We start from the raw sequence: 13,340 nt of genomic DNA on the forward strand, positions 1-13,340 counted from the left end.
CTATTACGGCGTCGCCGGAAATCTCCGGAGTCTCGTAAAAGTTTATCGGGCCGTGGAGCGTTACTGGCGCGGAATGCTGCGCAGCCGCAGCTGGGCAGGCGGCCACCTCACTTGGGACGCCTTCAACCAAATCAAAGAACGGACACCGTTGCTGAAGCCTAAGCTGCGCCTTCCTTATCGGGAGCTGCAGGCGCTTGCGGTGCTGTGAACCAACTGTCGAAGAGCGTCGGTGCGGGAAATCCGCACGCCACGTTCTGTGGGAACCGGGGGCGGGCGACCGCCTCCGGTGACCCGGTGCGGGGATGGCAACATCCCCGCCTACTCGGCAGCCAGCCAATGTGATGCCATCCTTGCCGCGATCGGATCGCGCGAGCTTGTTATAGGCGGCATAGCCATCTACCTGCAGGATGCCGCGATAACCATTGAGGTGCCGGACCGCGCATTCGCCGGCGCGGCTGTCTTCGAAGCGATAAGCCACCATCGGGGGACCGCTGCGGCCAAAGGTTCGGCCATCCCTGGCATAGGTCCACAAGTAGGCCATCTTTGTCGATCCGGAACCGGGAGCGAGCGTCGGTAAGGTGGTTTCGTCGGCAAAGACCCGTTCGGCCTTCTTGACCTCGCTGAAGATGTAGTCGGCCACGATCTCGAGCTCGAAGCCGAGCTTGCCCATCCATTGCGCCATCAGCTGGCGGTCGAGCTCGACATGATCGCGGGCGCAGATAGCTTCCTGCCGGTAGAGCGGCAGGCCATCGGCATATTTGGCGACGGCTATCTGGGCCAGAAGCGCTTCCGTCGGAATGCCTCCTTCAATGATATGGGCCGGGGCCGGCGCCTGGATGACGCCGTCCGCGTTCTTGAAGGCATACCTGGGACGGCGCGTGACGATCACCCGGAACTTCGCCGGCACCACATCCAGGCGCTCCGACACGTCCTCGCCGATCAGCACCTTCTGCTTGCCGGCATGCTCAGCCAGCTCTTCCGGCTCAATGACGGTTTCGATCCGCTCCAGATGGGGCGCAAAGCCCTTGCGCCGCCGCGGTGCACGCTTGCCATCGGCCTGCTCACGGCCCTTGCTGACCTGGGCCTTGATCGCAGCGATGCCGGTCTCGATCTCCTCGAAGACGAAGGCCTGCTGTTCATCGTCGCCGTTCGCCGTGCCGAGCTTTTCCGATCGTCGGCCGAACCGGGCGCGGTCGAAGGCCTTCAGGATCTGCGTCAGCCGCTCGATGCGCGTATCGGCATCGGCGTTGCGGGCCTTGATGTCATTTGAGGCCCTTCTTCGTATTCGAGAGCTTCTCGCCTGCGCCCCCCTGGGTCGCTTCGCCACCACTGGACAGCAGCTTTGCCCTGTCGCCGCTCTTGAACGTGAAGGTGTCGGCTCCGGCGCTGATACCATTCCATACCGCCGGTTCGGCGAGTGAGAGCAGCCGGAGCCCTTGAAACCCCGATGCAGCGTTGAGCTGCCCCGTCCATACGGTCGTCGATCCGCAGCCGCCGAAGTTGACCGTGAAGCCGATCGCCGTACCTTGATTGGTCTGAGCGAGCCAGCCAGTTATCGCCTGGGGCACGCCATCATCGCAGCTACTGCTTGCGTTGTTCGTGTACGTGCCGGAGATCGCACCTGTACTCTGGTCGTAGCTGTTAACGGCCAGAGTTGAGCCGTATTGGTTGGTCCAGGTCCAGATGGGTTGCGCCTTTGCCGGTGCTGCCAGTAGCAGCCCAAGGCACACCAACGCCACCCATCGCATCAGTTTCCAGTTCGGTTGAGACATCGCCGACTCCATAGCGCTCCGGGAGGGGAGCCGATCATCCATAAACTGACCTTCCTAGACATGCAATCTATAAGAGATTCGTGGTTTGATACTACCATAAATGGTGGTTGACGTGGGCTCGAATATTGGGCTGACGTTTCACAGCGCAATCGATCCTGCCTTCAGAACGTGCGCGGTCGTATGCTTCATCATGCGGAGCGAAAGTCTTCAAGGGTTCAGGCTTGAAATCGACCGAGGAGGCGTCGGCGACAAAAAGAGTCAGAAAACAGGCTTCCGATCGCCATGATCCCGTGCGTGCAACGACGTCTGAAACCCTTGTCGTGTTGCAATTGTGACGAGCTTCGGCGCTTGGGCGACTAACATCATTGTGTGAGGCGCATCTCGCGTCATGGCTGCCTGCGTCTGGGGCGTTCTGCGCTTCTGGCGCATTTCTTCATCGTCATCCCCGCGATGATGCATTCTTCCTGCGTTTAGGTGCCTAACCAAGCGCGCTCCAATTGCTCAAGTCGAGAACGAGTGGGACGAGGCTCTCGCTGCGAACATGCCGATCGCGCTCCCGTTCAGGGCCGAGGCTTCGCCGAGGTCCCAACTTCTCTCGAATGTCCTGGGCGTCGTTCGCAGAGTCCGAGCGCGGGCTCACCCGTGAACCGCAGCCTGAGGGCTGCCTCTGGCGAAAAGGCGAGGGTCACTGGGGTTGCAAGCGCGCACTGGTCGCTGAACAGGTTGAGCTGTTGCTGATGAGCGCGGTTGCTGGCGTCAAAGAAAGCTGTGCTTGCGCATAGGCCTACCAGGCGGCGGCTATGATCCGGCTGCCACAGACGGCGTAGCGGCCTTCGAAAGACAGCGGGTCGGGCACGGTCACAAACGCGCGAAAATGCCCGTCGGCCGGCGCCAGGCTGAGGTGCATCTTCTGGAAATCAATGATCTGGCCGCACAACGGATAGAAGGCCTTATAGGCGGCTTCCTTCAGACAAAAGTGGAGGGTGAGCCAATCTGTATCGCCCGGCCGCCAGCCTTCGAGATGATGCCGCTCGTCGGCCCGCAGGATGACGTCGGCCAATTCAGGACCAACTGCACCGATAACCTCGATGTCCACGCCGATCGATCTGAAAGCGGTGCGTCGGGCCGCGACCGCAACGCAAAGCGAGCTATCGTGACTTACGCTGCCGAGCGCGCCCGCCGGCCAAACGGGCGACCTGTCCGGTGCGCTGGGGATCGCGACGGTCGGGAACCCAAGTTGCGAAAGCGCGCGCCGTGCACAGTATCGTCCCGCGGCGAATTCGCGACGCCGCTTTTCTACGGCACCCGCGACAGCATTCTCCTCGCTGGGAAACAGCGGGTAGTTCGCGCCGTTAAAACTCGTGGCCGCTACACCGACCGGGCGCGGAAACAGCTTTCCCAGGAGCTCGGCGCAGGTGTCCGCCGGCGTCTGCGCGCCGAACTCGTCGGATGCGGCGTCTTGTGAGTTCAATTGATAGTTCTCCCTATCGATTGCTCCAGTCGAAGGCATCGACCCCAGTGACTCTTCGACCGCCCGGCTGTGCGCGAGCGCAGGCCGGACGGTGCGACTTGTATCGGACCCCGGCGAATGAATCTGCTTCGCTTGATGCGCACGACGGGGTTTCGCGCACGCTGTCATCGGTGGTCGGCTGCGCGATCGTGTCCTCGAGCGGCATTTTAGCGATCCTCGTTTCGCCGATCTATGCCGCGCTCGCCGTTGCCTCGTCCGAACGACTGGTTCCGACCCTACCGTATCGACTTATTTCGTTGTGCGTATCATTCGGTCCTTTAATTGCGGTTTGTTGTCAAGCTTGCCTTTCCCGCGGTGAAGCCGTGGTCCGAGAAACAACTGTCGATGATCTCGAGCGGCTCGAGATCGAGTGCCGTCGATCGAACAACCGGCCAGCGCGTCGCACCGGTCCGACGCACCACCTCAATCGCGATCGGAGACAGAGGGACTTCTTTTTTTGCCTGCAGCCTTGCTGCCGCGCATCAAGTCTGCTAGCAGCCGATGCTGCCCTCGATACGTTGGGTGTAGTCGATCGTGTCATCGACCAGGGCAACATTCCGCAGACGGCAAGCTTCGATATCGCGTTGCCCTCGGGCTATGACGAGATCGAAATCGGATTGTACGGTTTTGGCAGCACCGTGTCCGGTGTGGGCCTGAACCTGCAGGTTTCCACTGACGGATCCACGTTTCTCTCTTCCAGTTATAGCTACGCCGGCAACTACGTCACGACAGCTGACACCACTTACCACGGTTACAGCGTCGCTGGCACCGGCACCAACATTCCGGTCAGCAATCTCTTCCCGGCGGGCCGATTGGCACAGCTGCGCGTCAAGGTCAGTCGTCCAGTTGGAACCGGCAACAAACTCATTCATGCTTGGATGGACCAGGTTGGAACGGACCTCAATCCATTGCAGCTTAATGTGGTTGGCTCCTGGCTCGGCGGGCAAGCAGCGCTGGTGAAGTTGCGCCTGGTCTGGAGCGGCAGTGGCGCGTTCGCGGCCGGCGGTACGTACACTGTGCAAGGCGTAAAAAAAAGCCGTAGATTCTTCACCGTTCTACTTCTTGAATGGAAATGGAACGAGCGCAAATTACAACATCTGGCGCTTCGACGGGTTCGGCTTTGCCAATCCATCGAACGCCATCATAGGTCCGCTGGCAAGCAATGCGGGAAGCGGCATTACCCTCGTCGCTCAGCCATCTCCGGTCAAGCTCAGCGACCGGACCCGCGTTTTCGCGATGCGCTTCAACGGCACGATTTGGACCGATATCGCATATTGGGATAGCTTTGATGGCGGTGTGACATTCGGTTCGCCAACGTCGGTCATTACAGCTGCATCGCTAAGCGCCAGCAATGGCATCATCGGGCCTGCTCTTTACGTCGTGCCGGGTGATACGTCACCGTTCAAGATACTGCTCGGGATCCGTGGCGCCAACAGTGTTCCGACTGCCTGAGGCTGGCCACGAGCGCGGATTGCTCGAGCTGGACCGTGCAGGCCGGCAACGTGTTCACGCAAGGGGCGGATACCTGGCAGGACGGCGGCATCGTTCCCAGCTCGGTTTATCGGGGCCCGAATGGCAATTGGGTGGTCACCATGAACACCTATAACGCCTCTCTCGCGCAAGCATATGGCGCATACGCGGAGGCAACGTCGCCGAGCGGCGCCTTCGGAGCGGCAGCGTTGATCGCCTCACCATACACCACGCAGGTCGGGACACTGACCGGCACCGCAGGCCAGAACACCGGGACCTCGAGCATCACGGTTAGCCTGAACGAGCCTTACATGGTGTTCAAGAGCGGCGACCAAGCCGCCAGCATTGTCACTCCCATTGCTCAGAGTGGATCGACGGTGACATTCGATCTGCCGCTGCTAGCAACGTATTCTGGCGCCGAGTGTGCCCATGTAGCCGCGAATGCGATCGATCCGTCTATCATTGTGGAAAACGGCGACGGAACATGCACTGGGATTTTCACTGTCTACAAAGCGTTCTCTGACGTCCTCGGCGATTACACGGTGCAAATGTCGGCGCCGTCACTGAGCGGCCCGTGGACAATCTCATCCGGGAAGGTGTTCTTCCAGCCTACCGGTATCGGCAATCAGCACATCAATTCGACGGAGAATCCGTCGCCTATCATCGACGCCAGTAGCATCATATAGCGGCGAATAACCCCGAAATGTCGTTGGCGGCGCCTACTCAAACGAATAGGTGCCGGCCTTGGATTTGCTGTGTCAGGCTGGGGAACGCAGCGTGCCAGTCGGTGGCTTGCCGCGTTCCCGGAGTGGCACGCTTCGTTCAATGCTGGAGTTGTGGAGTGCGCAGCGACACCCCGTACATAGTTTGCGTCGTTTTGATGGGACTGACATCGCTGCGCAATCGCAGCGGTCGTAATATTCATGCAATGAGGTGAGCGACCTAGCGCTCAGCCGCGTTCGGTCATATGCCCAATGGCTCCGGAATTGCAGAGGCTTGGTTGATGCTTCCCGAGGCGGCAACAACATGGATGGTTGGATAGTAACAGTCGCCCTTTCAAGGAAGGGCGGCGACGACGAGGAGTACAGGCACATAACTTATGCGGTTGCCGTCGCTGACCCGGGGGAAGCCGCGAAAATGATTATAGAGGACAGTGGCGCCAAGGCCGCAATGCTCAACTGCCCGATCGAAGAGGGGCAGTTGCAAATGTTGGGCGTGAAGCCCGGTGAGTTTATAGTTGTAAGCGATGAAGAGGTTGGTCCAATCATCTCACGTCCCAAGCGCCATTAGTTCGGCGTCGGATCTCGTTCAACCGCGTCGGGTCAACGACATATATGTCCGCGAGCCGCTCGAGCAGTTAGTTGGCACGCTCTGATAGTGTACAGCTTTTCTCTCTGGCACGCAGGTTGCTGAGCCATGCATGGCTTGGTCGCTTATCGAATGACCCTCGTGAGTGCTAAGCTGGTTGTCGGCGTGCGGGCGGCCAATCACAGGCGCCCGCACGCTTTTCTATGCTCAGCCGCAGGCGTCGGTCACACGGGGCAATAGACGCTCTCGTTCTATGCAAACCTACCTTTCAATGACCCGATTGCTGGTGATGAGCGAAAACTCCGAAGGATGGACGCGCGAGCAGGACGAACTCTTCTGGCATTTGGTAGGGAAGCAAACTCCGGAGGAAGTCATCGCGGAGGCGCTGAACAAAACTTGTCAGGATCTCAGACGGCGCGGTTACCTGCTGGGCCTGCCACCGAAATGGTTCAAGTCCGCAAAGCGAGTGACTGATGATCTGGAGCGGGAGGGCGCCAGGTCACGTCTAGCGGAGAGATTACCAATTGCCGACCGACCTGTTGCTCCGATCCAGTTTTCGCGTGCCAATGATGCAATGACCGTCGGGTCTCGCGTGATAGTAGCGCGCTGGGCTGGTTCAAAATTGAAGCGGCGGCGCGGCCTCATCGTTGGTCTTGGCACGACTAGGACAAGGGTGCGCGTCCTGTTGGACGGCAACATGCGCCCGATGACACTGCACGTGTGCCTCTTGGAGGTGGAGGAGGCGCAAGGCTCATGGAAAGTACAAAACAGCCCAACGCCGCCCGCTTGAAACACGTACGGACGGCGTTGGTTCTAGCCCCAGGAGGAATGGCAAAATCCTGGCCCCCGTAGGTATGGAGTAGGGGGCACGTCTTCGCTATTCGGGTGACTCCGGTAGTCCGAATGCGTCTCTGCGACGGTTAACGCCTGATCAGGAGGCGTGGTTCGCAAGCACAAACTTTATTCGTTCAGCCTCTTCCTTCGACAGTTTCTCGGCCCAGGTGCCGTTCCTTAAAAGAGCCGGCCCCTTGCGTTCTCGATCGTAAACCATCCATCCGATAGTGCCCTGACGAACAATGAACCTTTGTGCTGCCAATTCCAAGACGGCCTCCAATTGCACCTAGAAAAGAAGCTTCGACACGGGCTAAAAAGCTCCTCGGCTGAGGCGCCGGGCTGCGGTGAGCCAGAAACCGACCCAAGACTCGATCATGATGTGTGCAAAGATGTAGAGCAGCATCACGCACCAAAAGTTCGTTCGGGCTTTGAGGTGCACAAACACGCTCGAGGAAACGGCAGTTGCCATCCCCAGCCCCCAAGAAACTCTCACGTTCTAAAATAGCAATCAAACTACTGCCGCAACCAACGGCTGTCCATCGTAAAGAGGGCAACTTCACTCCGTAACTTTCCGGGGTCGGATAATCACTCAGGCAGGGATGCGCCAAAGCAGATGAGGCCAACAATTAGCAGCGCGCCAGCGCATGCCTCCAAGACTTTCGATCTATGCCGACGTGTGTACAAGGCGAGAACTGATCCCGAAATCGTACTCAGGATACCTAGTTCGCCTATCATTCTCGATCCAAATTGCTGAACTTGATAAGTGGCTTTGAGAGCGTCTTGAGGTAACAGTCCGGTCGTCGCTTGAAATGAGAGCATCTTCGGACGTCCGCACACCACACGCGCAACAGCGAGCCCCTGGGCACCGAACGTTAGCGCGCGCCGGGGCGGCCTAGATGCCCTGCTCGATGTTACGGCTTTAGACCAGCGACTCTCTGCCGTTAAATAGACGGCGACAACCTACCTGATTTGGTATTTGAGCGACGGCAAACCCTACGCCAGGAAATCAGTTTCAGTTAAGCCTTCGCGCGGAATGACCCTCCAAGGCTCAGCGATATTCCCTAGTAACGCTGCGGGAATTACCGTCCTTGTCTTGATGGGTCTGTGAAGATGACGGCAGACGGGCACGCTGAAGAGCAACCCTAGCAACCAGGGCTTTGGCACTAGGAGATGCCCCGCATGCTCACAGCCAGGGTGAGACACCCCGCGATGAATAAGACGAGAGAGCCGACAACCGCAATTACTCCAGCGAGCATATACAGGTCGGACGTTCGCAGGTGACGATTCTGCAGGGTGTTTTCCCGTTCGCTCTTGTCCACATAACGGGTGGAAAGGAAAGCCAATATCCAAGTGCTTGCAGCGGCTACTGTTCCAAGCGCCCAAAGAAACATTGAGCAGGTGAGGCCCGCCGTTATTGCGGGTTTGTCCATCTCGATGAATTTTGCAGATTGGGTTAGGAGAGCCGCAGCCGCACCAGCATTTATAAGAATGCAGGCTTTGATCGCGCCCTGTGCATATTGCTGCGAAATGTCTCGATAGTCGGCCATTGTATTCGCTGTCAACTTTCTACCGAGCAACCCGCACGTCGCCATAGTCACCTTCGCTCGGCCGCTCACCGTCGAAATCTATGAGCGAGTAGGGCGCCAACTCCGAACAGCACCATGCCGCCGCGGGAGGGGTACCAAGGGGTTGCGCGGGCAATCGAGGGGACGCTATCTAGCCTCCCCTCAACAACCTTCTTGCTATCCGAGTTTCTTGCAGTCGTCGCAGCGCGGGCGTCCTGCCGGTCCCATCTTTCTGTGCTGCGGTTTGATCTGCTTCCCCGCGGGGCAATTATCGTGATCGTGGTAGACGTTGCGATGTGAGGGCGGGTATTCCTGCGAATCGGTATGGTAGGGTGACACTTTCATTGCTTCCACCTAATTGATAATCGAATGAAAAATTTGTTCCTCATACCGTGCCGCCATGCGTCGCGGCTCGATGACACGCGGCGGTCAGTATCGCGGCGTCCGATGTCCGGCGGCGCCCGTATATGGATTCGTGTTGCCAGTGGAGCTGAAATTGTCGCGCTGGGTGCCGTTCGGATTGGTCGCGACGTAAGGCTGCACGCAGGTCCCGTTGCTCCTGGTATAGCCAGACGAGGTATGCGTGTTCGGATTTGTCCACTGCGCCTGCGCGGAAGTGGCGGCGAACATCAGACTGACGGTCAAAACGAGCTTCTTCATTGTGAGTCTCCCCGTGATGTGTTCGGCGACGTCATAAACCACACCGCGAGGGTTCTGCAGCCACGGGTTAATACGGGAGGCCCGTGCTACTGTGGCGCAGCGAATGGTCGCGCGGACCTTTGATGTTTGCCATATTTGCCTCCACATGACTGGCGCAACCATAGGCGGCAAATATGTGGGGTGCAATTTATTTTGATCTAAGTGCAGCCTGTTGTGTCCTCACCATTTCGTTTTCCAAATTCTGCGCTACGCAGATCAGGGTAACACGTCGCGGTCCAGGCGATGAGAAACAATGTCTGTTGAAATATCTTGCAAAGGTTGGATAGGGGCGTCACGGACTGCGATCAGTTTGAAGGTTCTGCCCGCTACCGTCCGTTGTGGTGATGCTGCAGCGCCCAATATTTTTGAGGACACAATAGACTTCGATAGGAGAGGTTTTGTCGCCGGCAGGGATCTTCGCCCAGGCGCTTGTTTTGGTGATGGTCGCCTTGTCGTTGGTGTTGTTGTTTGAGCTGCGTCTGGTTCACGACATCGATGTCTCAGGTCGAACAGTAAAACTCCTCCATGGCGGCTATAGGGGCGTTGTTCTTTGAGCAACTCTCGCGCAACATCGTTGGCACGTCGGTTGCTTAAGATGCGTAGAACCCTGTGACGGTCATCTCGCTTCGCAGGCGCTGCCAAGAGTTCGGATTAGACGTTCTCAATCGATCCAAATGTAGCATCCGATGCGGACCAAATGCGCTCAGAACTTGCGGGGCCTCATGTTGGCTTCGCGATGGGCAAATAGCCCATCCACCACCGTCGGCGATTTCAGAAAAAATGCGGAAATGGGAGGAGAGCAAAACAAAGCTCTTCCGTGCTCAAGCGGATGTGGCCCAGGCATAACGCTGACTTGTTGGAAGAACCTGCTCGCTACTACGAACTAAACTGCTGCAGGGGTACCTGCCGCTCGCGGGACGACATTGATTTGGTCTGATGATCCATTGTGTGATTGAAGAGGGCGCTATGCAGGACAGCATCGACAGCAAGATCGGACTGGATGCGACTTCGGGCGACAATCGGAAAACCGCAAGTTCGTTTTTGAAGTTCCTTGGGATAGATCACATTGCCATTGCAGTGCTCGATCTTGAGGCGTCAATTCTGTTCTTTCAGGACGTGCTGGGTTTTGAATTGAAGGGCCGTTCTCACGTTAAGGGACGGGTGACAGGCATGCTTTATGCTAACCTCGAGAGCGGGGGCGTCAGGTTTGTTTTGTGTCAGGGGACTGAGTCAACCTCTCAGGTCTCAGAGCTGGTGCGGCGTAACGGTGTTGGAGTTGCTCACATTGCGCTTGAGGTCGACAACGTGGATGCTGCTGTGCAGGCCCTAAAGTCTCGTGGTCTGGGATTTGATGCGACCGTGGTTCGTTGTCCTGGACTGGCGCAGGCCTTCTCGAGTCGCTCCATTGAAACGGGGCTTAGCTTTGAATTCATTCACCGAGATGGAGAGAGTGGCCTCCTCGAATCGAACGTTCAGCAGCTTTTTGGTCAGCTTGAACAGTCGGGCAAATATTGACAGAATAGGCAGGGTCTCCAGTCGTGCGCGTGCTCCAACATCTTCATCGCCCAGCCGCGCTTCAAGCCTGTCTAATAGGTGCCCGGCTGCAAAGTTCAGCGATCAAGTGCTTGAGCCTGATGTCGCGTCCCTTTTCCTCAGCCTTCACACTTGCTTGGTGTTTCGATTCGCCAGTCGGCTCGGCCGGAGTGTGAAGATATTCTTCGCCGCTGCACGCCGACACGCGTCTTGGTCGCGCGCTCAGGGGCGCCACAGGCGGGTACTTAAGTCGCTAATTGTCGCGGATCTCGAGGGGCCTCGCGCGGATCTTGTGGAGTTCGGCAGTCCATCGCAGGACTGCTGAAAGCGGCGCCCTCCGCGAGTTACACAGGTGGAGGTTTATCATGGGCGCGCGGTACGTACATCACGACACATGTGTGTCGGCCTCATCAAGTTGCGAACTCTGCGAGAGAGATGGGCAACGAGCCGTAACGTCAACAATGGGTTCTAGAGTCTTTGCTGCTGGTGGGAGGCTAGCCGTAGGGTGCGCCCAGCTGGGCATGTGGCGACAGGTGCGGAGGATGTTGATGTTTGGTTCGGCCGCTCAGATGGTCGGCCTGTGGATGCGCGGGCACTCGCGAGGAATTCCGGCATGGATATAGGCAACCGCCTACCGACCTTAAGCGAAGCTGAGGCGCGGAGCACAACAGTTGCCCATGAGTTATTGGCATTTCGTGAAGAGTTCTGGCGACAGCGACTAGAGCAGTTCAAGATAGTTCAGCTTCCGTTTTCGTCGTCGTTAGAAGGCAAGGCTCCGGCGACATATCAGTCGAGCGCTTGGCTCATGCCGCATGCGTTGGCTGAGCTATCTCCCAGTGATCGTGCAGAACATCTGTTAACCGCCTGGTTGATCTATCTCGCCCGCACTACTGGGGAGTCAGAGCTACAATTGGGATGGTCCGCGCCGAATGGATCGCGAGCGGGCGGGAGCGCTGTGGAGGCCCTTCTTGCGTCCGCCGTGCCAATGGTGATTGCTATAGATTTAAGTGATGACTTTGCGCAGGCGCGCAGAGCGGTGGCGGCCGAATGCGTTCAGCTGAGAGAGAACGATAGCTTTGCCTGGGATCTTATCACGCGCTGCCCCGCGTTGCGGGATGCGGACGCGCTGCGATCGCGGCGACCCTGGCCCCTTGGCGTTACGGTTAGCGGAGAGAGCTGTTCTGCTGCTGAAGAGTCGGCTTTGTCCGGAGGCTAAGCAGATCCGGATCATGAAGGGCCGCATCGATTTTAAGGAAGTCCATTTCCATTATGGAAACGATGGATTGCCGCTTTTCAGGGACTTCTCAGTGTCGATAGAGGCCGGCGAACGGGTCGGTCTGGTCGGCCCCTCCGGCTCCGGCAAGACCACGTTTGTGAAGCTCATCCAGCGGCTTTACGACGTGAACGGCGGTCGGATCCAGATCGATGAGCAAGACATTTCGAAGGTGACGCAGGCTTCGCTGCGCTCTCAGATTGCGATTGTGCAGCAGGAATGCCTCTTGTTCCATCGAACGCTCGCCGAAAACATAGCATACGGCCAGCCCGGCGCCAGCCAGGCCGAGATTGAGGAGGCGGCACAACTCGCCAGCGCGCATGAATTCATCGCGCGCCTGCCGAAGGGTTATGGTACGCTGCTCGGCGAGCGTGGCGTAAAGCTTTCCGGCGGCGAGCGCCAGCGGGTGGCGATCGCGCGCGCCTTCCTTGCGGACGCGCCGATTCTAATTCTGGACGAGGCAACCTCGAGCCTTGATACGGAGTCGGAAGTGCTGATCCAGAACGCGGTGGAGCGCCTGATGGTCGGGCGCACCACGCTGATCATCGCGCACCGGCTCTCGACGGTGCGCGCGCTCGATCGGCTACTCGTCTTCGATCGCGGCCGTATCATCGAGGAGGGCGACCACGCCGCGCTGATTCGTCTAAACAGCGGCATCTACCGCCGTCTTTTCGAGCGGCAGCGCTGGAGCGTGGCGAAGGGGCTGGTTTGAGGCCGATGCGGAAAAGGTCGGATGTGGCGTGATTCACTCATTTTTGCGGGGGATCTCGACAGTTTTGTGAGGCGCGGCGATGGGCTCGTGAGTAAGTGGTATGAGCTCCCACGTCCGCGGTCATCAACGTGCGTAGCTGATCGGCTTCCAGGGAGCTACAGAGAAAGTCCTCGGCCTCGCGGCCGCTTCGCACGGTCCGAGCGGCGGACGGCTCTGATCGTCGCGACTGATGAGCAGCAGCAGCCGGTGATTGACGTTGCCGGCGTCCAGCAACGACGCCTACGCCGACAGCCTGAGCCGCATCGCGGCATCGATACTGCCACTGACTTTGCGCCAGTGCATCGGCTCGAACCGACCGGGCGCGGTCGAGTGGTGTTGCTGTGGCGCAGCGCGACGGCCGATATCGCGGCCAACTCCGGCGTGCCGCATGGTTGAAAGCGACGGCATCGATCGCGAGCAGCGGGCAGATCCAGTCGAGCGGGCTCATCGACACCGGTCCGGCTACGATCGCGGCGGCATAGCCGTCGAGCATGGGAATGCTGGTGGCGGCAGGATGCCGATCGACGCGAGCCTGGAGCCATTGCTCGAGCTCCACAAGCGGCATCGCGGCTGACGCCATCGACGATGCTGCTTAGGCGACGCGGGCTCATGCGGCAGCCTGCGC

The 13,340-nt window shown here is 58.7% G+C and carries 12 protein-coding genes and 1 pseudogene; 7 read left to right on the forward strand and 6 right to left on the reverse strand.

All coding sequences use genetic code 11. The features are described from left to right. The 3 genes from tnpC to J6525_RS37600 all read right to left on the reverse strand — a co-directional run. Window positions 1–1,327 (reverse strand): IS66 family transposase (gene tnpC, locus J6525_RS37590; protein ID WP_446471736.1); only part of this gene is annotated, 1,327 nt, incomplete at its 3' end. After that, window positions 1,263–1,772 carry an avidin/streptavidin family protein gene (locus J6525_RS37595; RefSeq protein ID WP_225648410.1) on the reverse strand — a complete coding sequence of 170 codons (510 nt, stop codon included), beginning with the start codon at window positions 1,770–1,772 and terminating at the stop codon, window positions 1,263–1,265. The genes J6525_RS37595 and tnpC, both read right to left, overlap by 65 nt. A gap of 784 nt (window positions 1,773–2,556) precedes the next feature. Continuing rightward, window positions 2,557–3,243, reverse strand: coding sequence for a 4'-phosphopantetheinyl transferase family protein (locus tag J6525_RS37600; RefSeq protein WP_225648411.1), 687 nt, complete (start codon window positions 3,241–3,243; stop codon window positions 2,557–2,559). Between the two features lie 98 nt (window positions 3,244–3,341). Between J6525_RS37600 and J6525_RS37605 the strand changes: the two genes are divergently transcribed. The 4 genes from J6525_RS37605 to J6525_RS37620 all read left to right on the forward strand — a co-directional run bounded on the left by J6525_RS37605 (window position 3,342) and on the right by J6525_RS37620 (window position 6,850). Next, on the forward strand, window positions 3,342–4,565 hold the full coding sequence (locus J6525_RS37605; RefSeq protein ID WP_225648412.1) for a hypothetical protein: 1,224 nt from the start codon (window positions 3,342–3,344) through the stop codon (window positions 4,563–4,565). A 204-nt stretch (window positions 4,566–4,769) separates the two neighbouring features. Continuing rightward, the gene (locus J6525_RS37610; RefSeq protein ID WP_225648413.1) at window positions 4,770–5,438 is read left to right on the forward strand and encodes a hypothetical protein; all 669 of its coding nucleotides are present in this window, start codon (window positions 4,770–4,772) and stop codon (window positions 5,436–5,438) included. Window positions 5,439–5,748: 310 nt separating this feature from the next. Beyond that, a complete protein-coding gene (locus tag J6525_RS37615) occupies window positions 5,749–6,042 on the forward strand; it encodes a hypothetical protein (protein WP_225648414.1) in 294 nt (97 codons plus the stop codon). 289 nt (window positions 6,043–6,331) lie between these two features. Beyond that, window positions 6,332–6,850, forward strand: a complete 519-nt coding sequence (locus J6525_RS37620) for a hypothetical protein (RefSeq protein ID WP_225648415.1) — start codon at window positions 6,332–6,334, stop codon at window positions 6,848–6,850. Window positions 6,851–8,057: 1,207 nt separating this feature from the next. Here the strand turns inward: J6525_RS37620 and J6525_RS37625 are convergent. Next, entirely contained in the window at window positions 8,058–8,441 is a 384-nt protein-coding gene (locus J6525_RS37625) for a hypothetical protein (RefSeq protein WP_225648416.1), read from the reverse strand. 447 nt (window positions 8,442–8,888) lie between these two features. Continuing rightward, entirely contained in the window at window positions 8,889–9,119 is a 231-nt protein-coding gene (locus tag J6525_RS37630) for a hypothetical protein (RefSeq protein ID WP_225648417.1), read from the reverse strand. A gap of 1,005 nt (window positions 9,120–10,124) precedes the next feature. Here J6525_RS37630 and J6525_RS37635 point away from each other — a divergent pair. From J6525_RS37635 to J6525_RS37645, 3 genes and pseudogenes are all read left to right on the forward strand, one after another. Next, entirely contained in the window at window positions 10,125–10,673 is a 549-nt protein-coding gene (locus J6525_RS37635; protein ID WP_225648418.1) for a VOC family protein, read from the forward strand. A gap of 631 nt (window positions 10,674–11,304) precedes the next feature. Continuing rightward, window positions 11,305–11,907, forward strand: a complete 603-nt coding sequence (locus J6525_RS37640) for a condensation domain-containing protein (RefSeq protein WP_225648441.1) — start codon at window positions 11,305–11,307, stop codon at window positions 11,905–11,907. Further along, window positions 11,897–12,676: pseudogene (locus tag J6525_RS37645) on the forward strand (ABC transporter ATP-binding protein); the annotation flags it as partial. The gene J6525_RS37640 and the pseudogene J6525_RS37645, both read left to right, overlap by 11 nt. A 37-nt stretch (window positions 12,677–12,713) precedes the next feature. On the opposite strand, the gene J6525_RS37650 reads toward J6525_RS37645, so the two are convergent. Continuing rightward, window positions 12,714–13,295: a YecA/YgfB family protein gene (locus J6525_RS37650; RefSeq protein WP_225648419.1), complete on the reverse strand. Its 582-nt coding sequence runs from the start codon at window positions 13,293–13,295 to the stop codon at window positions 12,714–12,716. Window positions 13,296–13,340 lie beyond the last annotated feature (45 nt).

The organism is Bradyrhizobium australafricanum (assembly GCF_020329495.1).
In the GTDB taxonomy this organism is placed as follows: Bacteria; Pseudomonadota; Alphaproteobacteria; order Rhizobiales; family Xanthobacteraceae; genus Bradyrhizobium; species Bradyrhizobium australafricanum.